The sequence below is a fragment of the Streptomyces sp. NBC_00012 genome (assembly GCF_045040875.1).
In the GTDB taxonomy this organism is placed as follows: domain Bacteria; phylum Actinomycetota; class Actinomycetes; order Streptomycetales; family Streptomycetaceae; genus Streptomyces.
Window position 1 is genome coordinate 6250289 of record NZ_CP108309.1, and the last position, 15707, is coordinate 6265995.

13 protein-coding genes are annotated in these 15707 nt (G+C 71.7%); 7 read left to right on the top strand and 6 right to left on the bottom strand.

What is annotated here, in order from left to right:
- Positions 1–11 precede the first annotated feature (11 nt).
- The 4 genes from OHA19_RS28690 to OHA19_RS28705 form a co-directional block, all read right to left on the bottom strand.
- Entirely contained in the window at positions 12–1685 is a 1674-nt protein-coding gene (locus OHA19_RS28690; protein WP_405712045.1) for a multicopper oxidase family protein, read from the bottom strand.
- A gap of 462 nt (positions 1686–2147) precedes the next feature.
- Positions 2148–2573: a CBS domain-containing protein gene (locus tag OHA19_RS28695; protein ID WP_405712043.1), complete on the bottom strand. Its 426-nt coding sequence runs from the start codon at positions 2571–2573 to the stop codon at positions 2148–2150.
- 126 nt (positions 2574–2699) lie between these two features.
- Positions 2700–3413 carry a DUF305 domain-containing protein gene (locus tag OHA19_RS28700; protein WP_405712042.1) on the bottom strand — a complete coding sequence of 238 codons (714 nt, stop codon included), beginning with the start codon at positions 3411–3413 and terminating at the stop codon, positions 2700–2702.
- Complete coding sequence (locus OHA19_RS28705) at positions 3410–4087, bottom strand: DUF3105 domain-containing protein (protein WP_405712041.1); 678 nt, start codon at positions 4085–4087, stop codon at positions 3410–3412. The genes OHA19_RS28700 and OHA19_RS28705 overlap by 4 nt, the downstream gene beginning before the upstream one ends.
- Positions 4088–4333: 246 nt before the next feature.
- Here OHA19_RS28705 and glnA point away from each other — a divergent pair, with 246 nt between their 5' ends.
- The 6 genes from glnA (at position 4334) to OHA19_RS28735 (ending at position 10891) form a co-directional block, all read left to right on the top strand.
- A complete protein-coding gene (gene glnA, locus OHA19_RS28710; protein WP_072483343.1) occupies positions 4334–5695 on the top strand; it encodes a type I glutamate--ammonia ligase in 1362 nt (453 codons plus the stop codon).
- A gap of 85 nt (positions 5696–5780) precedes the next feature.
- The gene (locus OHA19_RS28715; RefSeq protein WP_405752124.1) at positions 5781–5915 is read left to right on the top strand and encodes a hypothetical protein; all 135 of its coding nucleotides are present in this window, start codon (positions 5781–5783) and stop codon (positions 5913–5915) included.
- A 250-nt stretch (positions 5916–6165) separates the two neighbouring features.
- Complete coding sequence (locus tag OHA19_RS28720; RefSeq protein ID WP_405752127.1) at positions 6166–7512, top strand: discoidin domain-containing protein; 1347 nt, start codon at positions 6166–6168, stop codon at positions 7510–7512.
- A complete protein-coding gene (locus tag OHA19_RS28725) occupies positions 7512–8813 on the top strand; it encodes an MFS transporter (protein WP_405712035.1) in 1302 nt (433 codons plus the stop codon). The genes OHA19_RS28720 and OHA19_RS28725 overlap by 1 nt, the downstream gene beginning before the upstream one ends.
- Complete coding sequence (locus OHA19_RS28730) at positions 8810–9865, top strand: TolB family protein (protein WP_405712033.1); 1056 nt, start codon at positions 8810–8812, stop codon at positions 9863–9865. The genes OHA19_RS28725 and OHA19_RS28730 overlap by 4 nt, the downstream gene beginning before the upstream one ends.
- A gap of 192 nt (positions 9866–10057) precedes the next feature.
- Positions 10058–10891, top strand: a complete 834-nt coding sequence (locus OHA19_RS28735; protein ID WP_405712031.1) for a putative protein N(5)-glutamine methyltransferase — start codon at positions 10058–10060, stop codon at positions 10889–10891.
- Here the strand turns inward: OHA19_RS28735 and OHA19_RS28740 are convergent.
- On the bottom strand, positions 10884–11396 hold the full coding sequence (locus OHA19_RS28740; protein ID WP_405712029.1) for a pyridoxamine 5'-phosphate oxidase family protein: 513 nt from the start codon (positions 11394–11396) through the stop codon (positions 10884–10886). The two genes, OHA19_RS28735 and OHA19_RS28740, sit on opposite strands and share 8 nt — an antisense overlap.
- A 135-nt stretch (positions 11397–11531) precedes the next feature.
- On the opposite strand from OHA19_RS28740, the gene OHA19_RS28745 reads away from it, so the two are divergent.
- The gene (locus tag OHA19_RS28745) at positions 11532–14522 is read left to right on the top strand and encodes a bifunctional [glutamine synthetase] adenylyltransferase/[glutamine synthetase]-adenylyl-L-tyrosine phosphorylase (protein ID WP_405712027.1); all 2991 of its coding nucleotides are present in this window, start codon (positions 11532–11534) and stop codon (positions 14520–14522) included.
- A 105-nt stretch (positions 14523–14627) separates the two neighbouring features.
- On the opposite strand, the gene OHA19_RS28750 is transcribed toward OHA19_RS28745, so the two are convergent.
- The gene (locus OHA19_RS28750; protein ID WP_405712025.1) at positions 14628–15599 is read right to left on the bottom strand and encodes a phosphatase PAP2 family protein; all 972 of its coding nucleotides are present in this window, start codon (positions 15597–15599) and stop codon (positions 14628–14630) included.
- Positions 15600–15707 lie beyond the last annotated feature (108 nt).

Here is a 15707-nt window from a genome sequence, read left to right on the forward strand (position 1 = left end):
CAGGACACGTCCTAGCGGCGGTAGCCGAGGATCGTCATCATGCCCACGTCCGAGTGGTAGATGTTGTGGCAGTGCAGCATCCACAGCCCCGGGTTGTTCGCGTCGAACTCGACGGCGAGCGAGCTGTTCGGCCGGATGATCGCGGTGTCCTTGCGCGCCCAGGCGGCCGGGCCCCGCCGGGTCGCCCGGTGGCGCGGCCCCGCCGGTCCCACGAGGCCGAACGAGTGCCCGTGCAGATGGATCGGGTGCCACATCTCCGTGACGTTGAAGAACTCCAGCCTGACCCGCTCGCCCGCCTCCACCGGGTGACGCTGCCGGGGGTCGTACGGCTTGTGGTCGAAGGCCCAGTCGTAGTCCTGCATGTTGCCGGTCATCCTGAACCGGATGGTCCGGTCGGGCTCGCGCGAGGACAGCTTCACCGACTCGTCCGGCGCGAGTTCGTCCGCCTGCACCAGCTTTCCGTACAGCTCCTCGGGCCGTACGGACGCGCCGGGCGCCGTCCCCTTCCCGGTACGGAGCAGGGCCAGCGCCGAGGCGTTCTTGCCCTCGGCGAGCGCGGTCAGCGGGAACACCCCGTCGCCGGCGGTGACCACCACGTCGTACCGCTCGCCCATGCCCAGCAGCAGGGCGTCGGTGGTGGTGTGCCGGACCGGGTAGCCGTCGGTGTGCGTGATCGTCATCCGGTGTCCGCCGAGCGCCACCCGGAAGGCGGTGTCGCCGCCCGCGTTGATGATGCGCAACCGGATCCGCTCGCCGGGCTTCGCGGCGAAGGACGTGGGGGCCTTCGGGGTGCGGCCGTTGATCAGGTAGTACGGGTAGGCGACATCGCCGCCGTGGCTGTCGAGCAGCTCGCTGTAGGAGCCCTTCGCCAGCCGGGTGGGGCCGGTGCGGCCCTTGGCGGGGGCTCCGTGCGAGCCGCTGCCGTGGTGCATCCCGCCCCTGCCGTGACTGAGCTCGTACAGCACCGAGTCCGGCGTCGAACCGGCCACCCCGTCGACCCAGTCGTCCAGGACGACGACCCACTCCTTGTCGTACTTGAGCGGCTCCTTCGGGTCCTCGACGATCAGCGGCGCGTACAGCCCGCGGTCCTGCTGGACGCCCGTGTGCGGATGGAACCAGTACGTCCCCGCGTGCGGGACGGTGAACCGGTAGGCGAATTCGGCGCCGGGTTTGATGGGCGCCGAGGTTACATCGGGCACGCCGTCCATGTCATTGCGCACATTGAGGCCGTGCCAGTGCAGAGACGTTTCCTCGGGCAGATGGTTGGCCAGGGTGAGCGCCAGGGTGTCACCCATCGTGACCCGGAGCTCCTTGCCGGGCAGCCGGGCCTCGTACGCCCAGGAGCCGACGGTGATCCCGCCCAGATCGAGCCGGGACGGAGTGGCGACGAGGTGGAGCTTCCGCAGGGGGCCCGAGCCGCGCCTGGCCTCGGCCGCCGCGACCTCCTCCCCGCCGGGGGAGACGTACTCGTGCTCGGACTTCCCGCCGGGGGAGGCCCTGTGCTTCGCACCAGGGGAGGCCCCGTGGTTCACGCCGCCGTGGCTGGTGCCACCGGCGTTCGCGCTACCGGTCTTCTTGCCGCCGTGGCCCGTGTCGGATTCGCCGGAGCACGCGGCCAGCACCGCCGAACCGGCGGTGGCGACAGCGGTGCCGAGCACGGCGCGTCGGGTGGGTGGAGTGCGCATGACGGAGGTGCACCTCGGGGTGTTGTCGGTATTCGGTCTGCTGGGGGAGGGGGAGGCGCCCCTTCTATATGCGCAGTACCGACAACGGGGCCGGTCGGGTCACGCCCGGCCGGGGATCCGGCCCCGGCCGCGGCGCGTCCCGTGCCGCGACGCCCCCGAGGAGGCGGAGGATCCCGATGAGCAGCGAGACGCACAGCAACAACTGTCCGTATGTCGCACATCCACTCAGGGTCATGTCGAGCACCCTACCCCCGCCGGGTATCGCCCGCGCGCAGAAACGTATCGCCGCAGCGGTACGGGGCCAGGCGGGTGGCAGGAGCGGGCAGCAGGGGCGGGTGGCAGGGGCGGACAGCACAACGGCCCGGCACCCCCGGGCCGCCCGTCCGGGCCGGGCCGTGTGTCGGCCGGATCCGAACGGCAGGGTCCGCACAAGGGGGTACCGGGCCGGGGCGATGCGGCAGGTCAGCCGCGGGCGTAGACCTTCTCCGCCCAGCCGGCGATCTGCTCCTCGGTGAGGTGCTGCGCCAGGTCGGCCTCGCTGATCATGCCGATCAGCTTCTTGTTCTCGACGACCGGGAGTCGGCGGATCCGATGGGTCTGCATCTCCTCCAGCACCATCTCCACATTCGCTTCCGAGTCGATCCAGCGAGGGGTGCCGTGGGCGAGTTCGCCCGCCGTCATCTTCGACGGATCGCGGCCCATCGCCACACAGCCGACCACGATGTCGCGGTCCGTGAGGATGCCGATCATCCGGTCCTGCTCGCCGTTGGCCGAGATGGGCAACGCGCCGACCTTGTGGTCACGCATCAGCTGCGCGGCCCGGTCGAGCGTCTCGTGGGCGGGGATCCAGGTGGCCCCGGTGTGCATGATGTCCTTGGCGCTGGTCATGAGGGATTCCTCCTGAGTGCCGATGGGCATGCCGTACGACCCCGAGCGAACCCATCGTCATGGGCCCGTTCGGGGGACGCGACCGCTATCACCCGTTCGGGTGCACCTGCGGCTCCGGGGAATCTTTCAGGACCGGGGTGCGGACCCTCGCGCCGCCAGCATCCCCGCCATCTCGTCCAGCTCCGACCGCTGGGCCTCGACCATCCCGCGGGCGAGCCGCTTCTCCGCCTTCACCGTGCACAGCCGCGCACAGCCGCGGGCCATGTCGATGCCGCCCCTGTGGTGCTCGGTCATCAGCCGGAGGTACAGCACCTCGGCCGCCCTGCCGCTCGCCGAACGGAGCCGGTCCAGCTCGGTCCTGGTGGCCATGCCGGGCATGAGGGAGCCGTCGTGGGCCCGGTAGCCGGTCCCCATGCCCTCCATCCCGTCCATGTCCGCCGTCGAGTGGCCCTCGTGCCCGGCCGCCATCCAGTCCATCGGCTGCCCGGCGACCGTCTTCGGCAGCTCCCACAGATCCAGCCAGCCGAGCAGCATGCCGCGCTGGTTGGCCTGCGTATTGGCGATGTCGTACGCGATCCGGCGCACCTGCTCGTCCTTCGTGCGGTCACGCACGATGAAGGACATCTCCACGGCCTGCTGGTGGTGGACCGCCATGTCGCGGGCGAACCCGGCGTCCGCCGAGTCCACCGCGGGCGTGCGCGGAGCGGCGACGGCCCGGTCCGCCCCGTCCGCGTCGCCACGCGCGGAGGCGACCGTCGCCACCCCCGCGAACAGCAGGGCGAGCACCACGGCGGAGCCCGCCACCCACTCGACGCGCCGGCCACGCCTCGCGGCGGTCACTGCGCTCCCAGCCCGCCCGAGCACGTCGCACCGGGCTCGGGTGTCTGCGGGCCCTGGACGAACTTCGAGAAGAACTGGTCGACCCGCCGGTCGTCGGCGCCGTCCACGGTCACCTGGTTGCCCCAGGCGGTCAGCATGATCTTCCCGGACTGGCCCTCGTACGGGCTCATCAGCGAGTACGGCGTCCTGCCGACCCGCTCGGCGAGCTTCGCCACATCGGCGGCCGGGGCATTGCCCGTGTACGTCACCCACACCGATCCGTGCTCCAGCGCGTGCACGGCGTTCACATCGGGGATCGCGTTCTTGTAGACCTGGCCGTCGCAATTCATCCATACGGGGTTGTGGTCGCCGCCCACCGGCGGCTTCATCGGGTAGGCGACGGCCCCGGTGACGTGGTTGCGGGTCAGCTTCTTCGCGTCCCAGGTCCGCAGCCCCTCGATCGGCCCGCCGACGGGCTCCTTCTGCTGGGCCGAGGGCGCCTTGTCGTCCGTCGCCGGGGCGGCCTGCTTCTGCTCGGACGCCTCGGACTTCTCCAGCACCATGTACGAGCCGAAGCCGACCAGTCCCACGACCACGAGCACGCTCAGGCTTATGGCCAGGGCACGGTCGCGGCGCTGCCGCGCGCGGTGGGCGTCGTGCTGCTGGGCCATGGGGGTCCTGGGGTCGAAACTCATGTCGTCAGGTCCTTCTGGGAAGGGGCGGGGACGGACGGGCCGGAAGCCGGCGGAACCGGCACGCGCGGGGCCGTCACGAAGGCGTTGCACCCCTTGCGCGCCATGGGCGCCGATCGTAGTGGGTGGCCGGGTGCTCCATCTCACTCCATGTGCGTAATCTGGGTGAAATCCCGGGTCGTGATACTGGAGCTTCTCCCCTACCCCGGGCGGTGGTGCACGGACCGTCTGAACTGCAAGGATGTGGCTATGGACAAGCAGCAGGAATTCGTCCTCAGAACGCTTGAGGAGCGCGACATCCGCTTCGTACGGCTGTGGTTCACCGATGTCCTCGGCTACCTCAAATCCGTCGCGGTCGCCCCCGCGGAACTGGAGCAGGCGTTCGACGAGGGGATCGGCTTCGACGGCTCGGCCATCGAGGGCTTCGCCCGGGTGTACGAGTCCGACATGATCGCCAAGCCGGACCCGGGCACGTTCCAGATCCTGCCGTGGCGGGCGGAGGCCCCCGGCACCGCCCGGATGTTCTGCGACATCCTGATGCCCGACGGCTCACCGTCCTTCGCCGACCCGCGCTACGTCCTCAAGCGCATCCTCGCCAAGACCTCCGACCTGGGCTTCACCTTCTACACCCACCCGGAGATCGAGTTCTTCCTGCTGAAGGACAAGCCGGTCGACGGCAGCCGCCCCACCCCCGCCGACAGCTCCGGCTACTTCGACCACACCCCGCAGAACGTCGGCATGGACTTCCGCCGCCAGGCGATCACCATGCTCGAATCCATGGGAATCTCGGTCGAGTTCAGCCATCACGAGGGCGCCCCCGGCCAGCAGGAGATCGATCTGCGCTACGCGGACGCGCTCTCCACCGCCGACAACATCATGACCTTCCGCCTGGTGATGAAGCAGGTCGCGCTGGAGCAGGGCGTGCAGGCGACGTTCATGCCGAAGCCGTTCTCCGAGTACCCCGGCTCGGGTATGCACACCCACCTCTCCCTCTTCGAGGGCGACCGCAACGCCTTCTACGAGTCGGGCGCCGAGTACCAGCTCTCCAAGGTCGGCCGCTCCTTCATCGCCGGCCTGCTCACCCACGCCGCGGAGATCTCCGCCGTCACCAACCAGTGGGTCAACTCCTACAAGCGCATCTGGGGCGGCTCCTCCCGGGCCGCGGGCGCCGGCGGCGAGGCCCCCTCGTACATCTGCTGGGGCCACAACAACCGCTCCGCGCTCATCCGCGTACCGATGTACAAGCCCGGCAAGACCGGCTCCGCCCGGGTGGAGGTCCGCTCCATCGACTCCGGCGCCAACCCCTACCTGACGTACGCGGTGCTGCTCGCCGCGGGCCTCAAGGGCATAGAGGAGGGCTACGAACTCCCGGCCGGCGCCGACGACGACGTCTGGGCGCTGTCCGACGCGGAGCGCCGCGCGATGGGCATCGAGCCGCTGCCGCAGAACCTGGGCGAGGCGATCGCGCTGATGGAGAAGAGCGAGCTGGTCGCCGAGACGCTCGGCGAGCACGTCTTCGACTTCTTCCTGCGCAACAAGAAGCAGGAGTGGGAGGAGTACCGCTCCGAGGTCACCGCCTTCGAGCTGAAGGCGCTGCTGCCGGTGTTGTAGGACGCGACGGGGCCGCACCGCGGCGACGATCCGGGCCGGAGGCGGTGCGCCTCCGGCCCGGAGTCCGTTCGGGTTGAATACCGGCATGAGGAAGAGCGGCGACCCCGCGAGAGCCGGTGCCCGGCTGACCACGTCCGGCTGTCTGGCCGGCCTGCTGGTCGCCCTCGCGATCCCGCTGTGGACCGTCGGCGCGCTCCTCCTCGACGTCCTCTCCCGCTGAGGGAGCGGCCCGGACGGAGTTGAACAGGGCGTGGAACGAAGCCAGTTGGGGGACTGGTAGGAAAGTTTCCTGTTCGCTAGCATTCCCGGCGGTGGCTCGGCGCGGTGCCCCGCTTCCGTAGGCATGACGCGCTCAGTGAGAGCTCTGGCCCGGCCACCACGACCCCGCCCCCTGCCCGCACTCGGGCCGGATGCGGGGCCACGCACCGATGCCCAGCTCTCGCCACCCCCACAAGGCCAGGAGTCCAGGGATGCACCCGAACGGCTCAGCTTTGCTCTTCACGTCCATGCGGCGCCGTACGGTGGGCGTGGTCATCGCCGCCGTACTCGTCCTCGTGGGCGGCCTGTTGCTCGCCTACCCCGACCGGGCCGGCGCGGCCGCCGACCCCCTCATTTCGGGCGGCAGGACCGCCACCGCCTCCTCCGACGAAAGTTCCGACCTCGGACCGCAGAACGCCTTCGACGGCGACCCGGCCACCCGCTGGGCGAGCGTCGAGGGCAAGGACCCGCAGTGGCTGAGCGTCGACCTCGGTGCCGGCGCCGCCGTCACACGGGTCAAGCTCAGCTGGGAGGACGCGTACGCCAAGGCGTACCGGATCGAGATCTCCGCCGACGGCACCACCTGGACCCGGCTCGCCGACGAGACGGCCGGGGACGGCGGCACCGACGACTGGGCCTCCCTCACCGGCAAGGGCCGCTACCTGCGCGTGTACGGCACCGCGCGCGCCACCGCCTACGGCTACTCGCTGTACGAGATGGAGGTGTACGGCACGCTCGGCAGCGAGCCGCCGCAGACCGGCGCCTTCACCGTGGTCGCCGCCGGTGACATCGCCGCCCAGTGCACCGCGTCCGACAGCGACTGCGCCCACCCCAAGACCGCGGCGCTGGCCCAGAAGCTCGACCCGAAGTTCTATCTGACGATGGGCGACAGCCAGTACGACGACGCCCGGATCTCCGACTTCCGCGCCTACTACGACAAGACCTGGGGCGCCTTCAAGGCCAAGACGCGCCCGGTGCCGGGCAACCACGAGACGTACGACCCGGCCGGGGCACTGGCCGGCTACAAGGCGTACTTCGGCGCCATCGCCTACCCCCAGGGCAAGACCTACTACAGCTACGACGAGGGCAACTGGCACTTCATCGCCCTCGACTCCAACTCCTTCGACAACAGCGCCCAGATCGACTGGCTCAAGGCCGACCTCGCCAAGAACAGCAAGGCGTGCGTCGCCGCCTACTGGCACCACCCGCTCTACTCCTCGGGCGGACACGGCAACGACCCGGTCAGCAGGCCGGTCTGGAAGATCCTGTACGGCGCCAAGGCCGACCTGGTGCTCAACGGGCACGACCACCACTACGAGCGGTTCGCCCCGCAGAACCCCGACGGGAAGGCCACCGCCGACGGGATCACCGAGATCGTCGGCGGGATGGGCGGCGCCGAGCCCTACCCCATCGAGGAGGTCCAGCCCAACAGCCAGAAGCGGATCAGCGGTGAATACGGCGTCCTGAAGCTGGACTTCACCGACTCCGGCTACAGCTGGAACTACATCGGCACCGACAACAAGCCCAAGGACACCAGCCCGAAGTACACCTGCCACTGATGTACCTGGCGACCACAGGCCGCCGCGACACACCGGTCCGGCCCCGCTCCGGCGGGGCGGGCCGGCGTGTCCCCGGCACCGTCCTGGCACTCGGCACGGTCAGCCTCGTCACCGACATCTCCTCCGAGATGGTCACCGCGGTGCTGCCGCTCTACCTGGTCCTCGGACTCGGTCTCTCACCCCTCCAATTCGGCTTCCTGGACGGTCTGTTCAACGGTGTCGCCGCCGTCGTACGGCTGCTCGGCGGGTACGCCGCCGACCGCGGGCGCGGCCACAAACGGGTCGCCGGGCTCGGCTACGCCCTCTCCGCCCTCTCCCGGCTCGGCCTGCTGCTCGCGGGCGGCGCCACCGCTCAGATCGCGGCCGCCCTCGCCACCGACCGGGTCGGCAAGGGCATCCGCACGGCACCCCGCGACGCGCTGATCACCCTGAGCAGCCCGCCCGAGACGCTCGGCCGCTCCTTCGGCGTGCACCGGGCGATGGACACCACCGGAGCCCTGCTCGGCCCGCTCGCCGCGTTCGCCCTGCTCTGGGCGACCGCCGACGCCTACGACGCGGTGTTCGTGGTCAGCTTCTGTGTCGGCCTGCTCGGCGTACTGCTCCTCGTCCTGTACGTCCCGGGGCAGCAACCGGCACCGACGCCGGTGATCCCGGCCCCCCGCAGGCGCAAGGCGTTCGCGGCGCTCCGCGACCCCGCCTTCCGGCGGATCCTGGCCGCCGCCTCCCTGCTCGGCGCCGCCACCGTCGGCGACGCCTTCGTCTACCTCCTGCTCCAGAACCGGCTCGACCTCCCCGTCAGCTGGTTCCCGCTGCTGCCGCTCGGCGCGGCCGCCTGCTACCTGCTGCTGGCGGTCCCGGCGGGCCGGATCGCGGACCGGGTCGGCCGACGGCTGCCGTTCCTGTACGGACACCTCGCGCTGCTCGGCGTGTACGCCACGCTCCTCGCCCCGGCCGGCGGCCCGGCCCTGCTCCTCCTGGTACCCGTCCTCGTGCTGCTCGGCGTCTTCTACGCCACCACCGACGGGGTGCTGATGGCCCTCGCCGGACCCGTGCTGCCCGCCGACGGCAGGGCGGGCGGACTCGCCGTGCTCCAGACCGGACAGGCGCTCGCCCGGATGCTCGCCGCGGCGGGCTTCGGCGCCGCCTGGACCGTGTGGGGGCCGGACCCCGCGCTGTGGGCGGCCCTCACGGCCCTGCTCGCCGCCCTCGCGGGCGGCTGGGCGCTGCTGCCGCACGACCCCTCCGGCACCCCGGCCCCCGGGGAACCGGAAGCCCAGATCCCCGGAAGGCGGACCGTATGAGTGCCAGGTTCCCGAAAGCCGCGACCCCGCTGGGCCCCCGGGCCAGGATCGCCGTCGTGGTGGCCGCGGTGCTGCTCCTCGCGGGCGGCTCCGTCGGGTACGTGATGCACGCGGGACAGCGGACGAAGGGCCAACGGACCGAAGCCGACGCCTCGTTCACCCTCGACGGCCCCGCGCTGTACTTCCGGGACACGGCCGGCGGCCGCGTCGCGCACCAGCCGCTCACCGGCGCCCGCACCACCGACGCCCGGACCGGTGGCGCCCGCACCCGCGGTGGCCCCGCCTGCGACCGGTTCTACGCCTCCGGCGACGGCGCGCTCTGCCTGCGGGCCAAGCCCGGGGTGCTGCCGAAGACGTACGCGATCGTCCTCGACCGGCGGCTGCGCGAGAAGCGCCGGATCACCGTGCCCGGCGTACCCACCCGCGCCCGGGTCTCCGCCTCCGGGCGGATGCTGTCCTGGACGGTGTTCGCGACCGGTGACTCCTACGCCACCACGTCCTTCTCCACCCGCACCGCCATCCTCGACCTGCGCACCGGCTACCTCATCAAGTCCATGGAGAACATCCAGCTCACCATCGACGGCGCCCGCTACCACGCACCCGACGTCAACTACTGGGGTGTCACCTTCGCCCGCGACGACAACCGCTTCTACGCGACCGTCTCCACCAAGGGCCGCACCTACCTCGTCGAGGGGAACATGCGGGACTGGACGGCGAAGGCGCTGCGGCAGAACGTCGAATGCCCGTCCCTGTCACCCGACAACACCCGGCTCGCCTTCAAGAAGAAGGTCTCCGACGACGCGGCCGCACCCTGGCGGCTGTACGTCCTCGACCTGCGCACCATGCGCGAGACGGCGCTCGCCGAGGAACACAGCGTCGACGACCAGGCGGCCTGGCTGGACGACGGCACGCTCGCCTACGCGCTGCCGGGCGCGGACGGCCGGGGCAGCGACATCTGGACCGTGCCGGCGGACGGGACGGGGACGCCCCGCGTGGCCGTGAAGGGCGGGTCGTCACCGGTCGCGGTGGCGGCTCCGGCGTCGGCGGGCTGAGCGGAACCCGGTCCGGAGCGCGACCGGGTGACCCGACCGGTGTAATGTGACGCATCCCCACACGGGGGCCGACCAAGGAGGTGAGACCCATTACCGCTGTATCAGGCTGGGTGCTCAGCTCTCGCGAACGCGTCGTCGACCCGACATAGTCGACCGCGGAGCGCCCATCGGCTTTCCCGAAAGGCTCCGCTCATGTCGGTCACCGCCACACCGCTCGCCCTCTCCACCATCGTCCCCGCGCTCCGCGCCGCCGGCTGCGTGTTCGCCGAGGACGAGGCGGCACTGATCCTCTCCACCGCCACCGACCCCGCCGCGATCGCGGCCATGGTCGGACAGCGGGTCGCCGGACTCCCCCTGGAACACGTCCTGGGCTGGGCCGAGTTCGACGGCCTGCGGATCGCTGTCGACCCCGGCGTCTTCGTACCCCGCCGCCGCACCGAGTTCCTGGTGCGGCAGGCAGCCGCGCTCACCGGTCCCGGAGCGGTCGTCGTCGACCTGTGCTGCGGCTCGGGAGCCCTCGGCACCGCGCTCGCCGCGACGCTGGGCCGGGCCGAACTCCACGCCGCGGACGTCGAACCCGCCGCCGTGCGGTGCGCCCGCCGCAACATCGGCGACGCGGGCGAGGTGTACGAGGGCGACCTCTTCGAGCCGCTGCCCGCCTCGCTGCGCGGCCGGGTGGAGATCCTGCTCGCCAATGTGCCGTACGTCCCCACGGACGACGTCGAACTGCTGCCGCCGGAGGCCCGTATCCACGAACCGCGGGTGGCGCTCGACGGCGGCGTGGACGGCCTCGACGTCCTGCGCCGGGTCACCGCCGAGGCCCCGCGGTGGCTGGCACCGGGCGGGCATCTGCTGGTCGAGACGAGCGAGCGGCAGGCGGCGCGCGCCGTGGAGACCGTCGCCCGCAGCGGCCTGATCCCGCGCGTGGTCACCTCCGACGAGCTGTACGCGACCGTCGTCATCGCGACCAGGCCGGACACGGCCGCCCCGCCCGGGACAGCCCCCGGGGCCGGGACGATCAGCTGAACCGCCACCGCGTCTGGCTGAAACGGGCGCCCTTGCCGAAGCCGAAGGCCTTGCGGGGGCGCACCTGGAACACCAGCGCCGCACGGCCCGAGTTCACGAAGACGCCGTCCCGGACGTCGAAGTGCCACTCCGGGCCGTACTTCGCCTCCCAGACCGTGGCCAGCAGCTGCAGCCGGCCCTGGTCCGTCACCCGTTCCGCCGTGCCCTCGACCACCACGTCGAGCCCCTCCGACATGGTGTTGATCCCGGTCGTCAGCACCACTTCGGGGTTGGCGGCCAGATTGCGGGCCTTGCGCTCCGCGGCACCGGTGGCGAAGTGCAGCGCGCCGTCCGCCCACACCCCGATCAGCGGAGTGACGTGCGGGCGGCCGTCGGGGCGGACCGTGGACAGCCAGTACAGCTCCGCCCCGGTCAGCAGGTCCCTCGCCACCGACCACGGACAGGCCGTCGCACTTTTGTCGCTGTAGTCGCCGTCCAGCTCGGCGTAGGGTTCGAATCCGGACATGAGGGGCCTCCCGGTCTGGTCCTGAAAATGATCGTGCCTGCGAAGTGCAGACCGCGCACCCGCTCCGAATTCATCGGTGCCGGGCTAGGCTCGGAGCGCTGAATGGTGTGTGAGCGGCGAGCAGGAGAGCACGGAATGACGACGGTGCCGGGGCGCAGGAGCAGCACGTTCACCCGACTGCTGCGGCACGGTTTCACCGATCCCTCCGCGGCCGAGCGGCTGCTGGACCTGCCCGATCTGTCGTCCGTACGCTCCGACCCGGTGCTGCTCGAAGCCCTCGGCGCCACCGCCGACCCCGATCTGGCCCTGCGCGGGCTCGTCCGGTTGGTGGAGTCGGAGGAGGTGGACGAGCGGCAGATCCTGCTGGACACGCTCATCACCGCCAAGCCGCTGCGGGACCGGCTGCTCGGGGTGCTCGGCGCGTCCGAGGCGCTCGGCGACCACCTCGCCCGTCACCCCCGCGACTGGCAGGCCCTGGTCACCTACGAGGCCGCCGACCTCCACCCCGGCGTGGCCGAATTCGAGCAGGGGCTCGCCGGGGCCGACGACCCGGACTCGCTGCGGGTCTCCTACCGGCGGTGCCTGCTGGCCATAGCGGCCCGGGACGTGTGCGGGACGACGGACGTCGCCGAGGCCGCCGCCGAGCTGGCCGACCTGGCCACCGCGACCCTGCGGGCGGCGCTCGCCATCGCCCGCACGGCGTCGCCCGCCGACGCCGCCCGCTGCCGGCTCGCCGTCATCGCGATGGGCAAGTGCGGCGGGCACGAACTGAACTACGTCTCCGACGTCGACGTCATCTTCGTCGCGGAACCGGTCGACGGCTACGAGGAGAGCGAGGCCGTGCCGGCCGCCACCAGGCTGGCCGCGCACATGATGCGGATCTGCTCCGACACGACCGTCGAGGGCACCATCTGGCCGGTCGACGCCAACCTCCGCCCCGAGGGCCGCAACGGCCCCCTGGTACGGACCCTCTCCTCGCACCTCGCGTACTACCAGCGCTGGGCCAAGACCTGGGAGTTCCAGGCGTTGCTCAAGGCCCGGCCGGTGGCCGGCGACCCCGAGCTCGGCGCGGAGTACGTCGAGGCCGTCTCGCCGCTCGTGTGGCAGGCCGCGGACCGCGAGAACTTCGTCCCCGACGTGCAGAAGATGCGCCGTCGTGTCGTCGACAACATCCCCGCCGACCGCGTCGACCGCGAGATCAAGCTCGGCCCCGGCGGCCTGCGGGACGTCGAATTCGCCGTACAGCTCCTTCAGTTGGTGCATGGCCGCAGCGACACCACCCTGCGCAGCGGCACCACGCTGGAGGCCCTGCGCGCGCTCGCCGAGGGCGGCTACGTGGGGCGGGTCGACGCCGCGCAACTGGACGACGCCTACCGCTTCCTGCGCGCCATGGAGCACCGCATCCAGCTCTACCGGCTGCGCCGCACCCACCTCGTCCCGGAGGACGCGCCGGACCTGCGGCGGATCGGCCGTTCCCTCGGGATGCGCACGGACCCGATCACCGAACTCAACCAGGCGTGGAAGCGGCACGCCTCCGTGGTGAGGCGGCTGCACGAGAAGCTGTTCTACCGGCCGCTGCTCGACGCCGTCGCCCAGCTCGCGCCGGGGGAGTCCCGGCTCAGCGCGAAGGCGGCCGCGCACCGGCTCGAAGCGCTCGGCTACGCAGATCCGGCCGCCGCGCTCAGGCACCTGGAGGCGCTGTCGTCCGGGGTGACTCGCAAGGCCGCCATCCAGCGCACCCTGCTGCCGGTGCTGCTCGGCTGGTTCGCGGACTCCGCCGATCCGGACGCCGGGCTGCTCGGCTTCCGAAAGGTGTCCGACGCCCTCGGCAAGACCCCCTGGTACCTGCGGCTGCTGCGGGACGAGGGCGCGGCGGCGGAGAACCTCGCCCGGGTCCTGTCAGCCGGCCGGCTCGCCCCCGACCTGCTGCTGCGGGCCCCGGAGGCGGTGGCGCTGCTCGGCGACCCCCAGGGGCTGCGGCCGCGCACCCGGGAGAACCTGGAGCAGGAGGTGCTGGCCGCGGTGGGGCGCGCGGACGACGCCGAGACCGCGGTCGCGGTGGTGCGCGGGGTGCGGCGGCGCGAGCTGTTCCGGACCACGGCCGCGGACCTCATCGGCTCGTACGGCACGGAGGACAGGCCCGCCGAGGAGGACCCGGGGGCGCTGGTCGACCGGGTCGGCAACGCGGTCACCGATCTGAACGCCGTCACGATCGCGGGCGCCCTGCGCGCCGCCGTGCGCGAACAGTGGGGGGACACCCTCCCCACCCGGTTCGCCGTCATCGGCATGGGCCGGTTCGGCGGCCACGAGCTCGGCTACGGCTCCGACGCCGATGTGCTGTTCGTCCACTCGCCGCGCGAGGGCGTCGACGAGCAGGAGGCGGGCCGGGCCGCGAACGCGGTGGTCGCCGAGATGCGCCGACTGCTCCAACTGCCAACCGCCGACCCGCCGGTGATCATCGACGCGGATCTGCGGCCGGAGGGCAAGAGCGGCCCGCTGGTGCGTACGCTGGCGTCGTACGGGGCCTACTACCGGCGCTGGTCCCTGGTCTGGGAGAGCCAGGCGCTGCTGCGTGCCGAGCCGGTCGCGGGCGATGCGGAACTCGGCCGCGAATTCATCGACCTGATCGATCCGCTGCGCTATCCCATGGAGGGCCTGGGGGAGGACGCGGTCCGTGAGATCCGGCGGCTGAAGGCCCGGATGGAGTCCGAACGGCTGCCGCGCGGCGCCGATCCGACGCTCCACACCAAGCTGGGGCGCGGCGGGCTGAGCGACGTCGAGTGGACCGTCCAGCTGATGCAGATGCAGCAGGGCTGGGCGGAACCGGGGCTGCGCACGACACGCACCCGCGAGGCACTGGCCGCGGCCTGCGCGGCGGAGCTGATCTCCGGCGAGGACGCGCAGACGCTGGACGAGGCATGGGTGCTGGCGACCCGGGTGCGCAACGCGGTGATGCTGGTACGCGGCCGGCCGGGCGACACCTTCCCGTCGGGGCCGCGTGAACTCACTGCGGTCGGGCGGTACCTGGGGTACGAGCCGGGGCACGTCGGGGACATGCTGGACGACTACCGGCGGATCACCCGGCGGGCACGGGCGGTGATGGAGGAGCGGTTCTACGGGGCGTGAGGCGGGGCAGGCCCGAGGTGGGGCGCCGCTCCGGTCTCCGGGGTGCCGTGCCGCCCCGCTCGCGTACGCGGGGCGCCGCACGCGCCCGGTTCGCCGGGCCGGTCCTCAGCGACGGCCCGCCGTCGCGTCCGCCGTCGGCCGCCGGGTCCTCGGCGCCGCACCTGCGGAGAGGCCCGCCAGCCGGGCCTTCCCGCGCGGTGGCGGCACCCGCCTGGGCAGGTGGTGCGGCAGCGAGCCGTACCAGGCGTACGAGGCGGCGCAACCGAAGGCCAGGCACGCCATGCCGCCCAGCGCGTCCAGCCAGAAGTGGTTGGCGGTCGACACGATGACGACCAGGGTCAGCATCGGGTAGAGCAGGGCCAGGACGCGGGCCCAGGGCGCGGAGGTCAGCGCGAAGACGGTCAGACCGCACCAGAGCGACCAGCCGATGTGCATCGACGGCATCGCCGCGTACTGGTTCGACATGTTCTTGAAGTTGCCCGAGGCCATCGAACCCCAGGTGTGATGGACCAGCACGGTGTCGACGAAGTGGCCGCCGTTCATCAGACGGGGCGGCGCCAGCGGATACAGGTAGTAGCCGAGCAGCGCCACACCCGTGGTCGCGAACAGGGCCAGCCGGGCCGCTGCGTAACGGCCGGGGTGACAGCGGAACAGCCACACCAGCACACAGACGGTGACGACGAAGTGCAGTGTCGCGTAGTAGTAGTTCATCGAGACGATCAGCCATGTCGCGGAGTTCATCGCGTGGTTGACGGTCTGTTCCACGGCGATGCCCAGGTGCTTCTCGGCCGACCAGATCCGGTCGGCGTTGCGCAGTGCCTCGGCCCGCTGTTCCGGGACGGCGTTGCGGACCAGTGAGTACACCCAGTAACTGGCCGCGACGAGCAGGATCTCGAACCAGATGCGCGGTCTGCGCGGGGAACGCGGGGAACGCAGTGGGGAACGCGGACCCGTCGGGCCGCTGTCGCGCCGTCCGGTGCTCCGCTTCGGGTTCGCCGCGGGGGCCGCCTCGTCCACGATGGGTGACGGGGTGGCCTCCGACCGGCCTTCCTTCGATGTCGCACTCAATTCACCCATAGGCACAGAGTCTGCCAGAAATTGCCCTTCCGCCCGATGATCCTCCGGCCGGGTCCGGGCCGCACATCGGTGCGTGGTGGAACTGCGCGCCAGGGGCGGGCGTGGGAT